19 protein-coding genes and 6 tRNA genes are annotated in these 21,248 nt (G+C 63.3%); 9 read left to right on the plus strand and 16 right to left on the minus strand.

Annotation, left to right across the window (positions count from 1 at the left end; all coding sequences use genetic code 11):
* Nucleotides 1-199: 199 nt before the first annotated feature.
* Both ACOYR4_RS13405 and ACOYR4_RS13410 read left to right on the plus strand, forming a co-directional pair.
* Entirely contained in the window at nucleotides 200-1,252 is a 1,053-nt protein-coding gene (locus ACOYR4_RS13405; RefSeq protein WP_060986320.1) for an extracellular solute-binding protein, read from the plus strand.
* A 119-nt stretch (nucleotides 1,253-1,371) separates the two neighbouring features.
* Entirely contained in the window at nucleotides 1,372-2,130 is a 759-nt protein-coding gene (locus ACOYR4_RS13410) for a 3-hydroxyacyl-CoA dehydrogenase (RefSeq protein ID WP_260667383.1), read from the plus strand.
* A 227-nt stretch (nucleotides 2,131-2,357) separates the two neighbouring features.
* Here ACOYR4_RS13410 and ACOYR4_RS13415 read toward each other — a convergent pair whose 3' ends face one another.
* The 12 genes from ACOYR4_RS13415 to folC form a co-directional block, all read right to left on the minus strand.
* Nucleotides 2,358-5,240 carry a bifunctional diguanylate cyclase/phosphodiesterase gene (locus tag ACOYR4_RS13415; RefSeq protein ID WP_422846947.1) on the minus strand — a complete coding sequence of 961 codons (2,883 nt, stop codon included), beginning with the start codon at nucleotides 5,238-5,240 and terminating at the stop codon, nucleotides 2,358-2,360.
* A 210-nt stretch (nucleotides 5,241-5,450) separates the two neighbouring features.
* Nucleotides 5,451-5,527, minus strand: a tRNA-Asp gene (locus ACOYR4_RS13420).
* Nucleotides 5,528-5,579: 52 nt separating this feature from the next.
* Nucleotides 5,580-5,655 (minus strand) — tRNA-Glu (locus tag ACOYR4_RS13425).
* Nucleotides 5,656-5,689: 34 nt separating this feature from the next.
* Nucleotides 5,690-5,765: transfer RNA gene (locus ACOYR4_RS13430), tRNA-Ala, on the minus strand.
* 64 nt (nucleotides 5,766-5,829) lie between these two features.
* Nucleotides 5,830-5,906, minus strand: a tRNA-Asp gene (locus ACOYR4_RS13435).
* A gap of 53 nt (nucleotides 5,907-5,959) precedes the next feature.
* Nucleotides 5,960-6,035: transfer RNA gene (locus tag ACOYR4_RS13440), tRNA-Glu, on the minus strand.
* Nucleotides 6,036-6,067: 32 nt separating this feature from the next.
* Nucleotides 6,068-6,143 (minus strand) — tRNA-Ala (locus ACOYR4_RS13445).
* A gap of 65 nt (nucleotides 6,144-6,208) precedes the next feature.
* Nucleotides 6,209-7,630, minus strand: coding sequence for a glutamate--tRNA ligase (gene gltX, locus ACOYR4_RS13450; protein WP_422846948.1), 1,422 nt, complete (start codon nucleotides 7,628-7,630; stop codon nucleotides 6,209-6,211).
* Between the two features lie 143 nt (nucleotides 7,631-7,773).
* On the minus strand, nucleotides 7,774-9,279 hold the full coding sequence (gene purF / locus ACOYR4_RS13455) for an amidophosphoribosyltransferase (RefSeq protein ID WP_060986307.1): 1,506 nt from the start codon (nucleotides 9,277-9,279) through the stop codon (nucleotides 7,774-7,776).
* A gap of 78 nt (nucleotides 9,280-9,357) precedes the next feature.
* Nucleotides 9,358-9,846: a CvpA family protein gene (locus tag ACOYR4_RS13460; protein ID WP_422846949.1), complete on the minus strand. Its 489-nt coding sequence runs from the start codon at nucleotides 9,844-9,846 to the stop codon at nucleotides 9,358-9,360.
* 25 nt (nucleotides 9,847-9,871) lie between these two features.
* Complete coding sequence (locus ACOYR4_RS13465; protein WP_422846950.1) at nucleotides 9,872-10,720, minus strand: SPOR domain-containing protein; 849 nt, start codon at nucleotides 10,718-10,720, stop codon at nucleotides 9,872-9,874.
* A gap of 22 nt (nucleotides 10,721-10,742) precedes the next feature.
* Complete coding sequence (folC, locus tag ACOYR4_RS13470) at nucleotides 10,743-12,068, minus strand: bifunctional tetrahydrofolate synthase/dihydrofolate synthase (RefSeq protein WP_291442512.1); 1,326 nt, start codon at nucleotides 12,066-12,068, stop codon at nucleotides 10,743-10,745.
* Nucleotides 12,069-12,120: 52 nt separating this feature from the next.
* On the opposite strand from folC, the gene ACOYR4_RS13475 reads away from it, so the two are divergent.
* From ACOYR4_RS13475 to argG, 4 genes are all read left to right on the plus strand, one after another.
* Nucleotides 12,121-12,513, plus strand: a complete 393-nt coding sequence (locus tag ACOYR4_RS13475; RefSeq protein ID WP_422849659.1) for an arsenate reductase — start codon at nucleotides 12,121-12,123, stop codon at nucleotides 12,511-12,513.
* A 135-nt stretch (nucleotides 12,514-12,648) separates the two neighbouring features.
* The gene (locus ACOYR4_RS13480; protein WP_422846951.1) at nucleotides 12,649-13,311 is read left to right on the plus strand and encodes a glycine zipper 2TM domain-containing protein; all 663 of its coding nucleotides are present in this window, start codon (nucleotides 12,649-12,651) and stop codon (nucleotides 13,309-13,311) included.
* Nucleotides 13,312-13,474: 163 nt separating this feature from the next.
* Nucleotides 13,475-13,792: a pyrimidine/purine nucleoside phosphorylase gene (locus ACOYR4_RS13485; RefSeq protein ID WP_295942278.1), complete on the plus strand. Its 318-nt coding sequence runs from the start codon at nucleotides 13,475-13,477 to the stop codon at nucleotides 13,790-13,792.
* Between the two features lie 85 nt (nucleotides 13,793-13,877).
* Nucleotides 13,878-15,215 carry an argininosuccinate synthase gene (gene argG / locus ACOYR4_RS13490; RefSeq protein ID WP_015014471.1) on the plus strand — a complete coding sequence of 446 codons (1,338 nt, stop codon included), beginning with the start codon at nucleotides 13,878-13,880 and terminating at the stop codon, nucleotides 15,213-15,215.
* A gap of 224 nt (nucleotides 15,216-15,439) precedes the next feature.
* Here argG and murB read toward each other — a convergent pair whose 3' ends face one another.
* Entirely contained in the window at nucleotides 15,440-16,513 is a 1,074-nt protein-coding gene (murB, locus tag ACOYR4_RS13495; RefSeq protein WP_422846952.1) for a UDP-N-acetylmuramate dehydrogenase, read from the minus strand.
* Nucleotides 16,514-16,589: 76 nt separating this feature from the next.
* On the opposite strand from murB, the gene ACOYR4_RS13500 reads away from it, so the two are divergent.
* The 3 genes from ACOYR4_RS13500 to ACOYR4_RS13510 are packed head-to-tail and all read left to right on the plus strand — an operon-like array spanning nucleotide 16,590 to nucleotide 18,814.
* Nucleotides 16,590-17,075, plus strand: coding sequence for a YajQ family cyclic di-GMP-binding protein (locus ACOYR4_RS13500; protein WP_015014473.1), 486 nt, complete (start codon nucleotides 16,590-16,592; stop codon nucleotides 17,073-17,075).
* Nucleotide 17,076: 1 nt separating this feature from the next.
* Nucleotides 17,077-17,778, plus strand: coding sequence for a retropepsin-like aspartic protease family protein (locus ACOYR4_RS13505; RefSeq protein WP_296336656.1), 702 nt, complete (start codon nucleotides 17,077-17,079; stop codon nucleotides 17,776-17,778).
* A 16-nt stretch (nucleotides 17,779-17,794) separates the two neighbouring features.
* On the plus strand, nucleotides 17,795-18,814 hold the full coding sequence (locus ACOYR4_RS13510; RefSeq protein ID WP_015014475.1) for an HD-GYP domain-containing protein: 1,020 nt from the start codon (nucleotides 17,795-17,797) through the stop codon (nucleotides 18,812-18,814).
* 36 nt (nucleotides 18,815-18,850) lie between these two features.
* Here the strand turns inward: ACOYR4_RS13510 and plsY are convergent, their stop codons facing one another.
* The 3 genes from plsY to ACOYR4_RS13525 form a co-directional block, all read right to left on the minus strand.
* On the minus strand, nucleotides 18,851-19,543 hold the full coding sequence (gene plsY, locus ACOYR4_RS13515) for a glycerol-3-phosphate 1-O-acyltransferase PlsY (protein WP_110961283.1): 693 nt from the start codon (nucleotides 19,541-19,543) through the stop codon (nucleotides 18,851-18,853).
* 61 nt (nucleotides 19,544-19,604) lie between these two features.
* Nucleotides 19,605-20,096, minus strand: coding sequence for an aminoacyl-tRNA deacylase (locus tag ACOYR4_RS13520; protein ID WP_110961282.1), 492 nt, complete (start codon nucleotides 20,094-20,096; stop codon nucleotides 19,605-19,607).
* Nucleotides 20,097-20,167: 71 nt separating this feature from the next.
* The gene (locus ACOYR4_RS13525) at nucleotides 20,168-21,127 is read right to left on the minus strand and encodes a LysR family transcriptional regulator (protein WP_422846953.1); all 960 of its coding nucleotides are present in this window, start codon (nucleotides 21,125-21,127) and stop codon (nucleotides 20,168-20,170) included.
* Between the last annotated feature and the right edge of the window lie 121 nt (nucleotides 21,128-21,248).

A 21,248-nucleotide genomic window follows, 5' to 3' on the forward strand; every position in this document is an offset into this window, starting at 1 on the left:
GCAGTGGTCAAAACAGCGGGCACTGGAACCGGCCCGCGTTAAGAACTCATCCACTGGAGGCGACCCAGTGCCCAGCGCATTGGGCCCTTGCGCCACCTCAAACCCGGACGCCAAATCCGGCCTTTGGCCAGACATTGATCAAGAATAATTCGCGTTTGCTTTATCATTGCCGCAGTTTCAACCCCGAAAGATGCAACCCATGTCGAAGACTGTGAAAGCCTTGTTGGGCGCTTGTGCGCTGGCCGCCGCTGCAGGTGCCGTGCATGCCCAGGAACAAGTGGTCAACCTCTACTCGGCCCGCCACTACTCCACCGACGAGGCCCTGTACACCGGCTTCACCAAGGCCACGGGCATCAAGATCAACCGTGTGGATGCCGACGATGCCGGCATCCTGGCCCGGCTGAAGGCAGAAGGCGCTGCTTCTCCCGCTGACGTGATCCTGCTGGTGGACGCTGCCCGCCTCTACAAGGGCGAGGTGGACGGCCTGTTCCAGCCCATCCAGTCCAAGGTGCTGAACGATGCCATCCCCGCCAACCTGCGCAGCCAGCCGGCAGCGGACGGCGGTATCTCGTGGTTTGGCCTGTCCACCCGTGCGCGCGTGATCGTCTACAACAAGGTCAAGATGCAAAAGTCCGATGTGGACACCTACGAAGAACTGGGTGACCCCAAAAACAAGGGCAAGCTGTGCATCCGCTCCGGCTCGCACCCCTACAACCTGAGCCTGTTCGGCGCGGTGACGGAACACATGGGCGAACAAAAGGCCGAAGCCTGGCTCAAGGGCATGGTGGCCAACCTGGCCCGCCCGCCCAAGGGCGGCGACACCGACCAAATCAAGGCCGTGGCCGCCGGCGAGTGCGATATCGCCGTGACCAACACCTACTACCTGGCGCGCATGATGCGGTCCAACAAGCCCGAAGACGTAGCCGTGGTCAACAAGGTGGGCGTGGTGTTCCCCAACCAGGAATCCTGGGGCACGCACCTGAACATCGCTGGCGGCGCAGTGGCCAAGCACTCCAAGAACCAGGCCAACGCCATCAAGTTCCTCGAATACCTGGCCAGCCCCGAGGCACAGAACTACTTTGCGAATGGCAACAACGAGTGGCCTGCAGCCAAGGGCGTGGCGCTGGACAACCCGGCACTCAAGGCCATGACCGGTGGCAAGCCTTTCAAGAGCGAGACCATCCCGATCAGCGCGGTGGGTGCAAACACCACCAAGGTGCAGCAGATGCTGGACCGCGTGGGCTTCCAGTAACCTGCCCTGCCCTCACCCACCACAAGCCCGGCCTGGTCCGGGCTTTTTTTCGCGTTCAGCACGGCAGGGAGATGCGCCATAATTGACGTTTACGTTAACGTCACTTACTGGAGACAACCATGGACATCCAAGGCAAGGTATTCATCGTCACCGGCGGCGCATCGGGCCTGGGCGAAGGCACGGCACGCATGCTGGCCGCCCAGGGCGGCACCGTGGTCATTGCCGACATGCAGGCCGAAAAAGGCGAGGCCGTAGCCAAGGAAATCGGCGGCGCGTTCGTGAAGTGCGATGTGAGCAACGAGACCGACGGCCAGGCCGTGGTGGCCAAGGCCGTGTCGCTGGGCAAACTGGTGGGCCTGGTGAACTGCGCCGGCATCGCCCCTGCCGAGAAGACCGTGGGCAAGAACGGCGCGCATGCGCTGGCCCTGTTCAGCAAGACCATCACGGTCAACCTGATCGGCAGCTTCAACATGATCCGCCTGGCCGCTGAGGCCATGAGCAAGAACGAGCCCGAATCCACCGGCGAGCGTGGCGTGCTGATCTCCACGGCCAGCGTGGCTGCCTATGACGGCCAGATCGGCCAGGCCGCTTATGCAGCCTCCAAGGGCGGCGTGGTGGGCATGACCCTGCCGATTGCCCGTGACCTGGCACGCAACGGCATCCGCAACATGACCATTGCGCCCGGCATCTTCGGCACCCCTATGCTGTTTGGCATGCCGCAAGAAGTGCAGGACGCGCTGGCCGCAGGCGTGCCCTTCCCCAGCCGCCTGGGCACCCCCCAGGACTACGCCAAGCTGGTGCGCCACATCCTCGAGAACGACATGCTCAATGGTGAGGTAATCCGTCTGGACGGTGCCATTCGCCTGGCTCCACGCTGAGCTGGGGCAGAAGTCGAAGAGGCCTACCTGAACGCTACTCTTTCGATAGCATCTCAGGCATATTCCTCTAACGCATGGTGCCGGTTTGGCACCAAAACAGTCCACTAGGAGCCTGCACAGGCCACGGGACTGCCGCGAGCCAAACCCTTTGCTGATACCCCCACCGCCGCGCTCACAACGCGGCGGTTTTCTTTGGGCGGTGACTCTCGTCTCGACCTCCGGCCCTCTCAACCCAATACCGCGTGGCCCTGGGTGAGAAGCCCCTGCAAGTCGGCGGCAGGCACGGGGCGGCTGAAGTGGTAGCCCTGCCCCGTGTCGCAGCCCAGTCCCAAAAGCACATCGCGCTGCGCCACCGTTTCCACACCTTCGGCAATGGTCTCCAGGTCCAGGCTTTGCGCCAGGCCAATGATGGCGCGCACGATGTGGGGCGCACTGGGGTCTTCACCCAGATGGCGCACAAACGACTGGTCGATCTTGAGCTTGTGCACCTTGAGGCGCTGGATGTAGCTGAACGACGAATACCCGGTGCCAAAGTCGTCGATGGACAGCTGCACGCCCAGGTCATACAACTGCCGCACGATGGCAATCACCTGCTCCGGTGCATCCATGGCGATGCTTTCGGTCAGCTCCAGCTCCAGCATCTGCGGGGGCACGTTGCTGTCGGCAAGCGCCCGTCGGACCATGTCCACCAGACCCGGGTGGCGGAACTGCACCATCGACAGGTTCACCGCAACCACCAGCTCGGTATGGCCTGCATCACGCCACTGCCGGGCCTGGGCCAGCGCAGTGCGCAGCACCCATTCACCGATGCCCAGAATCTGGCCACTGCTCTCTGCCACCGGGATGAATTCGGCCGGGCTGACGGCGCCCAGCTCGGGGTGCGTCCAGCGCAGCAAGGCCTCCACCCCCACCAATCGCCGATCCTTCAGCCGGATTTGTGGCTGGTAGTGCAGTGTCAACTGGCCCAGCACCAAAGCACTGCGCAGGGCATTCTCGATCTGCAGCACCCTGAGCGACCGGGCCTGCATGTCTGCCGAGAAGAACCGGTAGGTGTCACGCCCGGACTCCTTGGCACGGAACATGGCCGCATCCGCGCGCTGCGCCAGGGTCTCGAAGTCCCCCCCATCCTCGGGGTACATCGCGATACCGATGGAAGAAGTCACCACCAGCTCGTGGTGCTCCAGCTTGCAGATACGGCGCACCTGCGCCTGCAGCTCGTCGGCCACATGGGCCGCCTGCTGCGCATCGGTGAGCGGCAGCACGATCACGAACTCATCCCCGCCCTGCCGGGACACCGTGTCCTCATCGCGCACCACCGACTGCAACCGGTGTGCGATCTCGATGAGCAAGCCGTCCCCTACCTGGTGACCGAGCGAGTCGTTCACATTCTTGAAGTGATCCAGGTCCAGGTACAGCAGCGCGAGCTGATGGCCGCTGCGTTGCGTCAGTGCAAGGGCCTGGCTGAACCGGGACGCGAACATCGTGCGGTTGGGCAGGCCCGTCAGCGCATCGAAGTTGATCAGCTTGCGGATGCGCTCCTCATCACGCCGGCGCTCCGTCACGTCTTCCTGCACCGCCAGATAGTGGGTGATGCGGCCCTGCTCGTCGTGCAGTGGCGAGATGATGGCGGACTCGTTGTACTCGCCGCCGCCCTTGCGGCGGTTGACGAACTCGCCGCGCCACGGACGGCCGGATGTCAGATGCGCCCACAGGTCGGCATACACGCTGGCAGGCGTGGCCCCGGCGCTCAGCAGACGCGGGTTACGGCCAATCACCTCCTCGGGGCTGTAGCCTGTGGTGGCGGTGAACGCGGGGTTCACGTATTCGATGTTGCCGTCAGCGCCTGCAATGAAGATGGAGTTGGGCGCCTGCTCCACGGCATGCCGCAGCTTGCGCAAGGTATCCAGCATCTGTACCCGCTGCGTGATGTCGCGGGACAGCACCACGAAGTGATCATCCGTTTCATCGTCCATTCCCTTGCGCGCCACGGACAACTCAAACCAGTGCTGCCCATCGGGCAGGTCCAGTGCGTACTGGAAGTCGCGGGCCAGGCCCTGCTCCGCTGCGGCATTGATCGCAGCCTGCGCCACACCTGCCGCCGCAGGAGGCAGGATGTCGTGGATCGAACGCCCCACGACCTCGCTGGCGGGCATCAGCAGCAATTCAGGCTGGCGCGTATGGATCTGCACATAGCGACCGTCGCGGGTCACCTCGAACATCAGGTCAGGCACGGCGTCCAGCACGGCCCGCATGGCCTTGTCGGACTGCTTGAGTACCCGGTACGGCGCCTCGATGGTGCCCACAAAAATGGCCCGGTACAGGTAGTAGTACCCCACCACCTTGTACACATGGCCCAGCAGATTGAAGGGGTCGGTCGCGACGACGTAGAACGTGAAAAAAAACTCGCTCAGGGCCATCACCCACACGGCGGCGAACAACCTGGCCACATCAAAGGCGGCACGCTCCCGCGCCCAGTGCAGCAGCACGCCCAGCGACGCCGCGTACAAGGCCACCACGCCGTACTCGGAAGCAATCTTGAACCGTGTAAGCCCCTGGTCGTCGTAGGTCTGCGGGTACCACTGTGGAAACAAGAACACAACGGCGTGGATGACTGCAACAACGGCCAGTACCAGCGCCAGCACCAAAAATCTGCCAGGGCCAGGTGCTGCTGCATCGCCGGGCACGCGCCAATGCAGCGCCACCGCACCCAGAAGCGTCAGAGCCCCCAGGTATCGCGCGGGCAACCAGAAATTGATGCCCTTGGCCACCGAGTTGGGCGTGATGTAGTCGGGCATGCCGGCGAATGACAGCATGTGCGAAAAATCGAGGATCGCCACGCCCAGAAAGCCACAGGCCAGGATGAGCACATTGCGTTGCGGATTGAGGCTGTGCGCCTTCCAACCCACCGCAAACACCAGGGCAGACACAGCAATGGACAGCGTCTCCAGCACTTGGTGCAGCGTGAGGTAGTGCCCCACCCGCTGCGGACTGGCCACCGAAAAATAGGCCCAGGCTGCAATCACCCCACCGGTCAACAAGTAAAGCACCGGCGCCACGGCTTTGAAGCTGGCCAGGTGCTGTGGGTGAATCTGCAGCCGAAAAAGGTTCATAGGCGCGGGATGGGTCTGTGAGAGCCGCCTGGGCGGTATGGCTGTGCAGCCGACTATCGCTGATTCTTGCACAGGCCCTACCACTTGTAACAGGTTGAACCCCAGTAGCGGAACCTGTCTCAGGATACCTGCACAGCCATGCGAGCACATGACGTAGCCAAAGAGGCATAAAAAAACCGCTGCAGCCTTGCGACTGCAGCGGTTGATATCTGGCGGAGTGGACGGGACTCGAACCCGCGACCCCCGGCGTGACAGGCCGGTATTCTAACCAACTGAACTACCACTCCTGGCAGGCAGCTTTTCGCTTGCATTTCTCAACACAAGCCAAGCGCTACAACTTGGCGACCCCACGGGGATTCGAACCCCGGTACTCACCGTGAAAGGGTGATGTCCTAGGCCTCTAGACGATGGGGTCAAAACCTTGGAACTAACCGAACTACTGACAAATTTGGTGGAGGTAAACGGGATCGAACCGATGACCTCTTGCATGCCATGCAAGCGCTCTCCCAGCTGAGCTATACCCCCAAACTTCTTCGGCTTGCACCGAAGAAAAGCTTTTGCACTCAAAAGGACTGCAAAAACTGTTGACTGGCGGAGTGGACGGGACTCGAACCCGCGACCCCCGGCGTGACAGGCCGGTATTCTAACCAACTGAACTACCACTCCTGGCAGGCAGCTTTTCGCTTGTATTTCTCAACACAAGCCAAGTGCTACAAACTTGGCGACCCTACGGGGATTCGAACCCCGGTACTCACCGTGAAAGGGTGATGTCCTAGGCCTCTAGACGATAGGGTCAAAACCTTGGAACTAACCGTTATCAAGCGATGTGGTGGAGGTAAACGGGATCGAACCGATGACCTCTTGCATGCCATGCAAGCGCTCTCCCAGCTGAGCTATACCCCCACTAAATGACTTCAAACACTTGGTATTTGTTGTCATCACCTGAGCCTTGAATTATAGACAGATTTTTAGCGGTTTCGCAAACGCGCTACAACTTTTTCACGTCCAACCAATTCCAGCACGGCATCGACCGATGGCGTGTGGGCGGTACCGACCGTCAGCACGCGCGCAGGCATGGCCAGTTGAGGCATCTTCAGGCCATGGGCACCCAGCACCTGCTTGAACGCCGCGCTGATGGAAGCCTTGTCCCATTCACACGCAGACAGCGCATCGGCCAGCGCGTCCAGAGCCGGTGCAATGGCGTCAGTGACATGCTGCGCGCGCTCGGCATCCACGGACGACACATCACCATAAAAAACCTGCGCCCAGTTGGCGAGCGCGACGGTGGTGTCGCACCGGTCTTTGAAGAGTGCGCAGATGCGGGGCAGACGCCCATCGGCCAGCGCCTCGGCCGAAACACCACGCGCCTGCAATTGCGGAGCCACCAGCGCCGCCAAAGCATCGTCTGCCATGGCTTTCAAGTGCTGGGCATTCACCCAGCGCAGCTTGGCTTCATCGAACTGCGCCGCGCTGCGGCCCAGATGGTCGAGGTTGAACCACTGCAGGAACTGCTCACGGCTGAAGATTTCATCGTCGCCGTGACTCCAGCCCAAGCGGGCCAGGTAATTCACCATGGCATCGGGCAGATAACCTTCATCACGGTACTGCGTCACAGGCTTGGCACCATTGCGCTTGCTCATCTTCTCGCCCTGCTCGTTCAGCACGGTGGGCAGGTGGGCATAGACCGGAGGTTCCTTGCCCAGGGCGCGGAAGATGTTGATCTGGCGTGGAGTGTTGTTCACGTGGTCATCGCCACGGATCACGTGCGTGATCGCCATGTCGATATCGTCCACCACCACGCAGAAGTTGTAGGTGGGCGTGCCATCGGGCCGCGCGATGACCAAGTCATCCAGCTCATCGTTGCTGATCTCGATGCGGCCCTTGACCTTGTCGTCCCAGGCCACGACGCCACCCTGTGGGTTCTTGAAGCGCAGCACGGGCTGCACGCCTTCTGGAATGGCGGGCAGAGTTTTGCCAGCCTCGGGGCGCCATGTGCCGTCGTAGCGTGGCTTCTCCTTGGCAGCCATCTGCCGCTCGCGCAGCGCATCCAGCTCGGCCACGCTCATGTAGCAGGGATACACATGACCGGCAGCCTGCAACTCTGCCAGGACCGCCTTGTAACGATCCATCCGCTGCATCTGATAGAAAGGGCCTTCGTCGTGGTTCAGGCCCAACCAAGCCATGCCCTCGATGATGACGTCCACCGCCGCCTGGCTGGAGCGCTCCAGGTCGGTATCTTCAATGCGCAGAATGAAGTCCCCGCCCGTGGCGCGGGCAAACGCCCAGGGGTACAAGGCCGAGCGGATGTTGCCCAGGTGGATGAACCCTGTGGGTGAAGGAGCAAAGCGGGTGCGTACGCGGCCCGTGCTGGAAGCAGTGGTTTCAGTCATAAAAATCAATGCTGGCCCTCAACGGGGCCAGTTCTCAAGTGGGGTCAATCCATCGGGCGCAGTCAGTACTGAAACAGCATCGCCCGCTGTGCCAAAAGTCCAGCATCGCTTGCGATGGCCCTGAGGGCTGCGCAAGCCCTTGGCTACGCTTCTTGCGCGTTGGGCAAAGCAAGGCGCGAGGTGTCTTCCTCGCCTTCTTCCGCACCCACGCGCCCTTCATTCAGGCTGGCGATCCCTTCCGCCGTGATGTCGCCAGTCACATACACACCGTCAAAGCACGAGGCATCGAAGCCGACGATAGCGCTGTTGAGCGCACCCACGGCCTTCTTCATGCCATCCACATCCTGGTAGATGAGAGCGTCGCAGCCGATGGCCTGGCGAATTTCTTCGACCGTACGGCCATGGGCCACCAGTTCGCTGCTGGTGGGCATGTCGATGCCATAGACGTTGGGGTAGCGAACCGGAGGCGCCGCGCTGGCCAGGTACACCTTGCGGGCACCTGCGTCGCGGGCCATCTGCACGATCTCGCGGCTGGTCGTGCCACGCACGATGGAGTCATCCACCAGCAACACGTTGCGGCCTTTGAACTCGCTGCCAATCACGTTGAGCTTCTGGCGCACCGACTTTTTGCGCACGCCCTGCCCCGGCATGATGAAGGTACGACCCACGTAACGGTTCTTGACGAAGCCTTCCCGGTACGGGACGCCGAGCAGATGCGCCAGCTGCGTGGCGCTGGGGCGGCTGGACTCGGGGATGGGGATGATCACATCGATCTCGTTCGGCGGCACGGTGGACACCACGCGCTTGGCCAAGGCTTCACCCAGGTTGAGACGCGCCTGATAGACCGAAATGCCGTCCAGCACAGAATCAGGCCGCGCGAGGTACACAAACTCAAAAATGCACGGATTGAGCTGCGGGTTCTCAGCGCACTGGCTGGCGTGAACCTGGCCATCGAGCGTGATGAAAATCGCTTCGCCCGGGTTGATATTGCGCTCGAACACGTGGGAGGTGCCTTCCAGCGCCACCGACTCGCTGCCCACCATCACGGTGCCGTCCTGGCTGCGGCCCATGGCCAGCGGGCGAATGCCGTGCGGGTCGCGGAAGGCCAACAGGCCGTGGCCTGCGATCAGCGCGATGACGGCATAGGAACCCTTGATGCGCTTGTGCACCGCACGCACGGCCGTGAAAACATCCTCGGGCTGCAGAGGCACGCCGCGCGTGGCCCGCTCGAGTTCGTGCGCAAACACGTTCAGCAGGACTTCCGAGTCACTTTCCGTATTCGTGTGGCGGTGGTCTGTCTGGAACAGCTCGGTGCGGAGTTCGCGCGCGTTGGTCAGATTGCCGTTGTGCACCAGCACGATACCGAACGGGGCGTTGACGTAGAACGGCTGTGCCTCTTCTTCGCTGTAGGCGTTGCCGGCGGTGGGGTAGCGCACCTGGCCCAGGCCCACGTTGCCCGGCAGAGCACGCATGTTGCGCGTGCGAAAAACGTCGCGCACCATGCCCTTGGCCTTGTGCATGAAGAATTTGCGGCCCTGCTGGGTCACGATGCCAGCAGCATCCTGGCCACGATGCTGCAAGAGCAGCAAAGCGTCATAGATCAGCTGATTGACGGGCGCAGGACTGACGACGCCGACGATTCCACACATAGTTGTATTCCATCCGTTTGCGGGAACAGCCCCGCGGTCATCCAACGGCAGCAGCTTCTGACCGCTGCCGCTTCGATCTCACGAAGGCAGATGCCTTCCAAATTCGTCCGGCAGCGCCGGTTTCAACCCCTTGAGCACCTCGGTCAAGACCAGTGCACCCTGCGACTCCTGCCACCACTGTGCCTCGTGCACGGGGGTGATACCCGCCACCACAGCCACTGCAAGCAACAAAACGAGGCCGCGCAACACACCAAAAACAGCGCCCAAGGTGCGGTCTGCCGGGCGCAGCCCCACAGCCTCCACCAGCTTTTTGGCCACCCAGGCCAGAAAACCACAGGCAAAAACCGAAGCCACAAACACCACCACGAAGCCGGCGGCGTATCGCAACGACTCACCCGACCCGCCCATGGGCAACAAGGCCGCAGCATCAGCCGCAAACCATTGCGCCACAAAAAACGACACCACCCAACCCAATACCGACAACACCTCAAACACCAGACCGCGCCACGCACCGATCAGCATGGAGGCCAGCAACACGGCCACAAACACCCAATCCAGCGCGGCCATGGACAAACGGCAGTCCGACTAACGTTTACAGGGTGAGCACCGAAGCGGACAGGTCCAGCGCCTTGATGCGCGCCGCTGCCTTGTCTGCCTCTGCCCGATTGGTGAACGGGCCCACGCGCACACGGGTGCGCTTCCCGTCCTTCGTGTCCACCACCTGCGTGTAGGTCTTGAGACCCGCCCGCTCCACCTTGGTACGTGCCTCGCGGGCCTTTTCGGCATCGGCGAAGGCCCCTACCTGAACAATGAAGCGCGCCTCCTCGGCACCGGCAGCGGCGGGCGCCTCGGTGCTGCGGCCTTCCAGCAGGGCACGGGCTCGCGCCGAATCATCTGCGCGTGCAGGCTTGGGCTCTGGGGCCGGAGAAGGTGCGGGCGCCGCAGGCGGCTTGGCCTCGTGTTTCACCTCAGGCTTGGCGGCTGCAGGTGCAGCTGCCGGAGGAGGAGTGGGTTTGGAGGGAGCCGGGCGAGCACTCGGCACCAGCTCTTCACCGTCCGCCAAGCCATTGGCAGCAGCCGTACGCGAAGGCGCAGGCCGCTGCGCCGCAGCCGTCGGAGCAGGCTCCGGTGTCGCGGGGGCCGCGGGCTTGGCGGCGGGTGCATCAGCCACCGGCGCGGGCACCACCAGGGGCGCCACCTTGTTGCGGTCCGGAATCTCGATGGGAATGTCCACGGGGATGGGCCGTGGCTGGGTATCAAACAGCAGAGGAAACCCGATCACCCCCACCAGCACCAGCACTGCGGCGCCGATCAAACGGTGCCGGGCGCGGCGGCGCATCACTTCGATGCTCTCAGCCTGGGGTGTGCGCGAGCGCTTGGACGGCTTTTCGGCCTGTTGCTGCTCACCCTGACCGGGCCACCGGAACTTGAAAAATGCCATGGACTAAGGACTCGTGAGGCGCTCAGGCGCCCAGATGTTTGGCGTGCAAGCGGGGTGTTCCGTTGATCAACACTCCACCCACCGTATAGAACGAGCCAAAGACCACAATTCTATCAGCGGGGTCTGCGGCGGCCACCGCCGCCTGCAGGGCCTGCAGCGGGTCGGCATGCAAGCTGGAGGTGACGTCTCGGCGACCGCCCGCCACCATGTGCACAGCATTCCACTTCTGCTGCAACACGGCAGCCGACTCTGCGCGCGGCGTGGGCAGGTCGGTGAAATACCAGCGATCCACCAAAGGCCCGACCTTGGCCAGCATGGGCGCCAGGTCCTTGTCCGCCATCGCGCCAAACACCGCGTGAGTGGTAGGAAAAAAACCCATCGCATCCAGATTGGCCGTGAGCGCGGCCACGGAGTGCGGGTTATGCGCCACGTCCAGCACCAGGGTCGGTTGCCCCGGCACGATCTGGAAGCGCCCCGGCAACTCCACCATGGCCATGCCGTTGCGGACAGCCTGGGCAGTCACAGGCAGTCGCTCACGCAATGCCTCAAAAGCCGCCAGCACGCCCGAGGCGTTCACCAGCTGGTTGGCCCCACGCAGGGACGGATAAGCCAGCCCGGCGTAGCGCCGCCCACGACCAGCCCAGTTCCACTGCTGCTTGTCACCCGAGAAATTGAAATCGCGCCCAAAACTCCACAAATCGGCGCCGATCTCTCGCGCGTGGTCCACCACGCTCTGCGGCGCCATGGGGTCGCTCACGATGGCTGGGCGCCCCGTGCGCATGATGCCCGCCTTCTCGCGGCCAATGCTCTCGCGGTCCGGGCCCAGAAACTCTGTGTGATCGATGTCGATGCTGGTGATGATGGCGCAGTCGGTATCGATCACGTTCGTGGCATCCAGGCGTCCTCCGAGGCCGACTTCGAGAATCGCCACATCCAGCAACGCATGGCTCATCAAGCGCAAGATGGCCAGGGTGGTGAACTCAAAATACGTAAGCGAGACCTCATTGCCGTTCTGGATTCTGGCGGCCTCCACTGCCTCAAAATGCGGTACCAAATCGGCCGCCGAGACGATTTCTCCATGCACCCGGCAGCGCTCTTCAAAGTGCACCAGATGCGGTGAGGTGTACACGCCGGTGCGATAACCTGCCTGCAGCGCCACGGCTTCCAGCATGGCGCAGGTCGATCCTTTGCCGTTGGTGCCCGCCACCGTGATCACCGGGCACTCGAACCGCAGTGCCATGCGGCGGGCGACTTCCGCGACCCGGTCCAGGCCCATGTCGATATTGCGGGGGTGCAGCTGCTCGCAGTGGCGCAGCCAGCCTTCCAGGGTGTGGGGTTTGGTTTGCATACAGCCCGGGATTGTCGCCGAGCCCGCATTCACCCCGGCAATTTCGAGGATGATGCGCGGCATGAACACCGTCATCACCGTCTACGGTATCCCCAACTGCGATACCGTCAAAAAATCCCGCGCCTGGTTTGCCGAACAAGGGCTGGATATCCAGTTTCATGACTTCAAGAAGCAGGGTGTTCCTGCCGACCTGCTCCCTGGCTGGCTGAAGGCGGTCGGCTGGCAAAAGCTGGTCAATCGCCAGGGGACTACCTGGCGCAAGCTGGACGCAGCCACCCAGGCATCGGTGCAGGACGACGCGACCGCCAGCGCATTGGTGCAGCAACAACCCAGCGTGATCAAGCGCCCCGTGGTGCAGTGGCAGGACGCCCAAGGCCTGCATGTCACGATCGGATTTGTGCCGGACCAGTGGCCCGCCGGGCCCAATCGCGCATCCAAAGGCTGACTTGGGACGAAGAACGCGGGAAAATCGCACAAATCTTTACGCAGATTTACGGCGTCCGGACCCCGAATTGACCTTGCGGGCCTAAACTTTTCTTCAGTCTGGTGCGTTATGTACCGACCCGAAAGGAGTTTCTCCATGAAAAAGATCGTGATTTTTTCTGCCCTGGCAGCCGTCGCCTTCGTGGCCAGCGCTCAGGAACAAGGCCGTGTGCTGTCTGCCACGCCCATCATTCAGCAGGTCGGCGTTCCGCAGCAGGTGTGTGGCAATGAGACCGTGTACAGCGGCAACCGCACGACGGGCGCCGGTGCAGTGATCGGTGCCATTGCCGGTGGCGCAGTGGGCAACACCATCGGCAAGGGCAGCGGCCGCGCCGCAGCCACCGCCATCGGGGTGCTGGGAGGAGCCGTGGTGGGTAACCAGATCGAGGGCAACGGCCAGCCGCAGTACCAAAATGTGCAGCGCTGCACCACCGAGACCTACTACGAAAACCGCACCGTGGGCTACAACGTGGTGTATGAATACGCAGGCCGCCAGTACACCACCCGCACCCAGAACGATCCCGGCCGCTGGATCCCCGTGAACGTGCAGCCCGCTGGCCAGACCTATTCCACACAGCCCGACCCGTATGCCGCCCAGGGCGTGTACAGCCAGCCGGGGGTGGTGACCTCCACCTACCCTGTGCAGCCGGTGTACCAGGCGCCCCCCACCTATGTGACGCCTCCAGTGACGGTGATTGAGTATGGCTACGACAGCGGTCGCCCCTACTACCCGCACCACCGCAACCCCTACTGGCGTTAAGCGCAGGCAGCCAAGCTGCGCAGCCCAGTGAACCAAGAGCCCTTCGGGGCTCTTTTTCATGGTGCGTGCGGTCACGTGCGCGAATTTCGTGGCAGCGCGCCGCCCGGGGAGTCAGCACCCTGCCCTAAAATCGCGGGTTTCCTCCATTCCTACCCGTGCATCCATGACCACCGAAAAAATCGACGGCGTGTCCGTCACCACCCAGGCCAATGTGTACTTTGACGGCAAGTGCGTGAGCCACGGCATCACCTTCCCGGACGGCACGAAGAAATCGGTGGGCGTGGTGCTGCCCGCAACGCTCACGTTCAACACCGGCGCGCCTGAAATCATGGAATGCGTGGCAGGCTCGTGCGAATACAAGCTGGCGGGTACCGATGCGTGGGTGAAATCGTCCGTAGGCGAAAAGTTCAGCGTGCCTGGCAACTCCAAGTTCGACATCCGCGTGACAGAGGCCTACCACTACATCTGCCATTTCGGCTGAGATGCTCGGGCTGAAATTTGATTGATTTTGGCCTCTAGCGCAATTCCACAATGCGCTGGCAGCTATCATTTTTGAAGAAAACTCCATGGCAACCATCCTCCAGAACCTCCCCCTCGGCCAGAAGGTCGGCATCGCGTTTTCCGGCGGCCTGGACACCAGCGCCGCGCTGCGCTGGATGAAGAACAAGGGCGCCCTGCCCTACGCCTACACGGCCAACCTGGGCCAGCCCGACGAGCCCGACTACGACGCGATTCCGCGCAAGGCCATGGAATACGGCGCCGAGAAGGCCCGCCTGATCGACTGCCGCACGCAGCTCGCCCACGAAGGCATCGCCGCGCTGCAGGCCGGCGCTTTCCACGTGCGCACCGCTGGTGCCACCTACTTCAACACCACGCCCCTGGGCCGCGCCGTGACCGGCACCATGCTGGTGGCCGCGATGAAGGAAGACGACGTCAACATCTGGGGCGACGGCTCGACCTTCAAGGGCAACGACATCGAGCGCTTCTACCGCTACGGCCTGCTGACCAACCCGTCCCTCAAGATCTATAAGCCCTGGCTCGACCAGCTGTTCATCGACGAACTGGGCGGCCGCGCCGAAATGTCGGCCTTCATGACGAAGGAAGGCTTCGGCTACAAGATGAGCGCCGAAAAGGCCTACAGCACCGACAGCAACATGCTGGGCGCCACGCACGAGGCGAAAGACCTGGAGTTCCTCAACAGCGGCATCCGCATCGTGAACCCCATCATGGGCGTCGCCTTCTGGAAGGATGACGTGGTCGTCAAGGCCGAGGAAGTCTCGGTGCGCTTCGAAGAAGGCCAGCCCGTGGCCCTGAATGGCGTCGAGTTCAACGACCCGGTGGAGCTGTTCCTGGAGGCTAACCGCATCGGCGGCCGCCATGGTCTGGGCATGTGCGACCAGATCGAGAACCGCATCATCGAAGCCAAGAGCCGCGGCATCTACGAGGCCCCCGGCCTGGCGCTGCTGCACATTGCCTACGAGCGCCTGGTGAGTGGTATCCACAACGAAGACACCATCGAGCAGTACCGTGTGAACGGCCTCAAGCTCGGCCGCCTGCTGTACCAGGGCCGCTGGTTCGACCCCCAGGCGATCATGCTGCGCGAAACCGCACAGCGCTGGGTGGCGCGCGCCGTGACCGGCACCGTGACGCTGGAGCTGCGCCGCGGCAACGACTATTCCATCCTCAACACCGAGTCGCCCAACCTGACCTACGCGCCCGAACGCCTGTCGATGGAAAAGGTGGAGGACGCGCCGTTCAGCCCGTTGGACCGCATCGGCCAGCTGACCATGCGCAACCTGGACATCGTGGACACGCGCGACAAGCTGGGCGTGTACTCGCGCGCTGGCCTGCTGTCGCTGGGAGGCAATGCCGCCCTGGCCCAGCTGGAAAACGACCGCAAGTAAACCCTGAAGAAGCCCTCAGCTGCCAGAAGTCTCCTGGGTGCCGCCGGGAGCACCTTGGCAGTTCTTTCGGGATGAAAATGGCTGGTAGCGCTAGTGCAATATGCCTCAGCAGCTATCAATCAATGAGTAAAGCCACCCCATGGGATGGTTTTTTTCATTGCCGCATCAGAGCAGGCGCTACCCATGCACGCCCGAGGCACAAGGGCCGCAAAACATTTCGCGCGCTACACCACCACCGGCTCGGGCTCCAGCCGGATGCCAAAGCGCTCGTACACGCTGGTCTGGATGGCCTTGGCCAGGGTCATCACCTCGCCCCCCGTCACACTCTCGGCCCCCCGCCCCCGGTTGACCAGAACCAGGGCCTGCTTTTCGTACACCCCAGCCTTGCCGATGGATTTGCCCTTCCACCCGCAGGCATCAATCAGCCAGCCCGCCGCCAGCTTGATGCTGCCGTCCGGCATGGGGTAGTGCACGATCTTGGGCTCGCGGGCGATGATGTCGGCGCACTGGTCGGGCGATACAGTAGGGTTCTTGAAGAAGCTACCTGCATTACCCACCACGGCAGGGTCGGGCAGCTTGGCGCGGCGAATGTCGCAGATCCAGTCAAAAATCTGCTGGGCACTGGGGTGCTCCACCCCCGCCTCGGCGCGGCGGCGCTCCAGGTCCAGGTAGCCCAGCACCGGCTTCCAGGGTTTAGGCAGACGAAAGCGCACGTGGGTGATCACCGCCCGGCCGGCCAGCCCCATGCCGCGCGGCAGCCCGCTGCCGTCCTGCGCCTCAGAAGGGGCGTGCTTGAAGACCGAATCGCGATAGCCGAAGCCGCATTGCGCGGCATCCAGGCTGAACGACTGGCCCGAGGCCAGATCGATGGCGTCGAGCGACTCGAAGCGGTCCTGCAGCTCGACGCCATAGGCGCCAATGTTCTGGACGGGCGATGCCCCGACGGTGCCCGGGATCAGGGCCAGGTTCTCCAGACCGGGATAGCCATGCGCCAACGTCCAGGCCACGGCGTCGTGCCAGACCTCGCCAGCACCCGCCTCCACGATCCAGGCCTTGGGCGTTTCCTCAACCAGGCGCAGGCCCTTGATTTCCATCTTGAGCACGACGGGCTTCACATCGCCCGTCAGGATGATGTTGCTGCCCCCGCCCAGCACAAACTTGGGTGCGGGTGCCAGTTCCGGGTCGGCCAGCACAGCCAGCAGGTCATCCACTGAACGCACACGCACCAGGGTCTGGGCGCGTGCAGCAATGCCGAAGGTGTTGCAGGGCTGTAAAGGGGCGTTTTTCTCGACTACCATTGGCCCGATTGTCGCACCGGCCCCTGCTGGCGGCCTGCGAGCCACCTTTGTTTCCCGAGATTGATTGAGACCCACCATGCCATCTTTTGACACCGTCTGCGAAGCCAACCTGGTTGAAGTGAAGAACGCCGTCGAGAACACCGCGAAAGAGATCGCCACCCGCTTCGACTTCAAGGGCACCGCCGCCAGCATCGAGATCAAGGACAAGGACATCACGCTGATCGGCGACGCCGATTTCCAGCTCACCCAGATCGAAGACGTGCTGCGCAACAAGCTCACCAAACGCAATGTGGACGTGCGTTTTCTGGACATGGGCGACGTACAGAAAATGGGCGGCGACAAGGTCAAGCAGGTCATCAAGGTGCGCAACGGCATCGAGAGCGAGCTGGCCAAGAAGATCCAGAAGCTGCTCAAGGAAAGCAAGCTCAAGGTGCAAGGCGCCATCCAGGAAGACAAGGTGCGCGTGACCGGCGCCAAGCGCGACGACCTGCAGGCCGCGATGGCCCTGATCCGCAAGGACGTGACGGACGTGCCGCTGTCATTCGACAACTTCCGCGACTGATATGAAACAACACCCCCCTGAGGCCTTGCGGGCCGTTCCCCCGCTCTCGCAGGGGCTGCGCCGTTATCAGCGCCCCGTCGCCCTGTGCATCGGGTTGCTGCTGGCCCCCGCATGGGCGCATGCGCAGGCCGTGGCGCTGGCGGGTGTGCTGGGCAGCAAGGCACTGCTGGTGGTGAACGCCAGCCCGCCCAAGGCGGTGGGCGCGGGGGACGAGTTCCAGGGGGTGAAAGTCATCGCTGTCGCCAAGGACGAGGCCACTGTCGAGATCCAGGGCGCGCGGCGCACGCTGCGGCTGGGCGAAGCGCCCGTCAGCGTGGGCGGACGCAGTGGCAGCGGCAAGCGCATTCAGCTGGTGGCCGACGGCCGCGGGCATTTTGTGAACAGCGGCACCATCAACGGGCAGGTCATGCAGTACATGGTGGACACCGGAGCCTCCACCGTCGCCATCGGGCGACCCGATGCAGAGCGCATGGGCCTGAACTATCAAAGCGGCCAGCCGGTGCGCGTGAACACCGCCAATGGTGTCGCCCAGGGCTGGCGCATGAAGCTGGACTCCATCCGCATTGGCGACGTCGAAGTCTTTGGGGTGGAGGCGATCATCACCTCGCAGCCCATGCCCTACGTGCTGCTGGGCAACAGCTTTCTGAACGAGTTCCAGATGACACGCACCAATGACCAGATGGTGCTGGAAAAGCGCCACTGACGTCTATACACCTCCAATGTCTGCACACCCTGCCTCCACCCACGCGCACTCCGAAGGGGAGTACGAGGACCTGCTCAGCCTATGGTCCGACCTGGAGTCAGCCCTGTCGGTGCTGCTGAGCCGGCCGCTGCAGGTGCAGGACTTTCCGGGCAAGGTGCGGCAGTTCGATGCCTGGCTGCAGGACCTGGTGGCGCACGACATCGACGCAGCGCTGTACCTGATGTTCCAGCACGCGTCCACATCCACCGTGGGTTACAGCGCATCGCACGCACTGGTGTGTGGCACGCTGTGCCACATCATGGCGCTGGAGCTGAAGCTGCCGCAGCGCGAGCGGGACAGCCTGGTGCGGGCGGCGCTCACCATGAACATCGGCATGACAGCCCTGCAGGACGAACTGGCCGTGCAGCGTGAACGCCCCACGGCCGAGCAGCAGGAGGCCATCAAGAGCCACCCCGAAGACAGCATGCTGCTGCTGGAGCGCCTGTTCATCAACGATCAACTCTGGCTGGATGTGGTGGGGCAACACCATGCCAGCATTGCAGAGCGCGTGCCCCTGGCCCAACAGGAGCCGATCGACCGGCTCACCCGTGTCCTCGGCACCATTGACCGCTATGCCGCCATGATCAGCCCGCGCAAATCCCGCGCCGGGCGCAGCGCTACCGACTCGGTGCGCGCCATCGTAGGACAAGAAGTGGACCAGCGCGACGAGGTCAGCTACACGCTGGTGCGCTCCATCGGCCTGTGCCCCCCGGGCACCTTCGTCAAGCTGGACAACGGCGAAACCGCCATCGTGCTGCGCCGCAGCGACAAGGCCAACCACCCGCTGGTGGCCAGCCTGCTGGACAACACCGGCAACCACCGCAGTCAGCCCAGCCTGTACCAGACTGCCAGCGGCAAGCCCCGCATCCAGTCGGCCCTGGCCCGGTCCGCCGTGAGCCTGGAGCTGAACCACCGCACCATGGTGCGGCTGGGACTGTATGCCGCACAGCACAGCGCGGGGCTGCGCGGGCTAGTGACAGCGCCCGGCGCGCTCTGACGCAGGGCACGCGCCCAAACCGGGCGCGTGGCTACATCAGTGTTTGGCCTTGGGCTTTGCTTTCGGCTTTGCCTTGGCGCTCTCTTCACCCTCGACAGGTTTCGCCTTTTTGCTGCCCAGGCGCGATTCCGTGCCCGCAATCAGGCGCTGGATGTTTTCGCGGTGGCGCCAGGCCAACAGCAGCGCCATGACCACGATCGAGGCCGCAATCGTGCCCTCGGCATACCAGACCACGCCATCCACCATCAGGTAGTACACCGGAGCAAACGCAGCCGCCACCAGCGAGGCCAGCGACGAGTATCGGAAGAAGAACGCAATGATGAGCCAGGTGGCCGCCGTGGCCAGGCCCAGCCAGCCGCTGATGCCCACCAGCACGCCCAGCGCCGTCGCCACGCCCTTGCCGCCCTGAAACCGGAAGAAGACCGGCCACAGGTGCCCCAGGAAAGCAGCCAGACCCACCAGCGCCACGGTGCCGTCCTCCAGCCCATAGGGGTGGCCAAACCACATCACCAGCGCCACCGGTAGCCAGCCCTTCATCGCGTCCAGCAGCAGAGTCACGATGGCCGCCGCCTTGCTGCCCGAGCGCAGTACATTGGTGGCGCCGGGATTCTTGCTGCCATAGGTGCGCGGATCGCTCAGGCCCATGACGCGCGTCACGATGACGGCAAACGACAGCGAGCCCAGCAGGTAGGCGGCCACAGTGGCAAGAACGGGATAGACGGCGGTCAAAACAACTCCTTGGAAATCATTGGGTCAGCCTTCTGACGGGCTGTATGTATCGCACGGCGGCCTATTCTGCCAGCGCGCACTGCACCGGTTTGGCGCCCAGCAGTTGCACGCACACCTGCGGGTCCAACTGCACCAGAAAGCCCCGGCGCCCGCCATTGATGGCAATGCGGGGCAGCGCGAGGATGGTTTCTTCGATATAGACCGGCATGGTGCGCCGCGTGCCGAACGGCGACGTGCCGCCCACCAGGTAGCCGCTGTGCCGGTTGGCCACCTCGGGCGAGCAGGGCTCGACCGACTTGGCGCCGATCTGGCGCGCGAGGTTCTTGGTCGAAACCTTGCGGTTGCCGTGCATCAGCACCAGTAGCGGTTTGGCGTCCTGGTCTTGCATGACGAGGGTTTTGACCACGGTGTAGGGGTCCAGACCCAGCACCTCGGCGCTGTGCATGGCGCCGCCGTGCTCCAGATACTCATACGGGTGTTCGGTGAAAGCCACCTTGTTCGCCTTGAGCAGCTGGGTGGCTTGGGTCTCGGAAACGTGTTCTTTCTTGGCCATGGTGTGGTGCGGCTAGGGCACCGATGGTATCCGTATCCAAATGTGAGCGCGTTGAATCCTGCAGCGACGTGTCAGAACACCGTGGCAGGCGCTGCAGCGGCCTTGCGGCGTCGCCCCACCTTGCGTTTGCCGTATTCCTCAATGGCGACCACCAGCGCCTGCGTGAACTGCCGCACCAATGTGGACTGACTGCGCCCCTCGGCCGCCAAGACCTGCAGGCGGCGCTGCTGCAGCTGCGCCTCGTCAAAAGGCCGAGCTGCCAGCAGGCCCGCCTCCACCCAGCGCGCCGCCGTGAGGTAGCTGGCCAGCAACACGTCCTGCCCGCTCAGCAGCGGCAGCAGGGCCGATGAGAAATTGCTCTCCACGGCGGGCACATAGCGCAGCCCCTGCACCGCACAGCTCAGGTCAAACAGCTGCCGCCCTGTGGTGTTGGCGGCGCCCAGCAGCAGCGGGTAGCGCACCACATCGGCCACGCTCACGCTGCGCTGGCGCGCCAGCGGGTGCTGCGCGGGCATGACGGCGTAAATGGGTGCGATGGCCGAGTGCAGCACCTGCAGGCCCTTCTCGGGTGCCGTGCTGTACTTCAGCGCCAGATCCGCCTCGCCGCGCAGCACCAGGGCCGACACCTCTTGCGGCACGGCCACCTGCAACTGCAACTGCACCTGCGGGTGCGCCTGCCGAAACCCCGCCATGACCAGCGGCATGAACGCTGCCGCAAACCCTTCGGTACACGCCAGCCGCACCCGCAGGGCACCTTGGGTAGACAGATCCTGCAATTGCTCGACCAGCTCCAGCGCCTGCGCATCGTGTGCACTGGCGTGGGCCAGCAGCCGGGTGCCTGCCTCGGTCAGCGTCATGCCCCGGGCCTGGCGCTCAAACAGCACCACGCCCAGGCTGTCTTCCAGCTTGCCCAGCTGGCGGCTCACGGCCGACGCAGCCACATGCAGGCGCTGCGCCGCCTGGTTGACGGAGCCGGTGCGCGCCACCTCCAGAAAGTAACGCAAGGGCAGGCTGAGCAGTGAAATGGCCATGGTTGTTTGAATCACAAAAAGGCAATGGTTAGTTGCCAAATCTCTATTCCAAGCAATGGTAAACCAGCATCCATCTTGCATGGCTTGAGGCTCCAATTCACCCATGCCCTTGCGTGGGCGG

It is taken from the genome of Acidovorax sp. M14, from assembly GCF_049331375.1.
Lineage (GTDB): Bacteria > Pseudomonadota > Gammaproteobacteria > Burkholderiales > Burkholderiaceae_C > Acidovorax.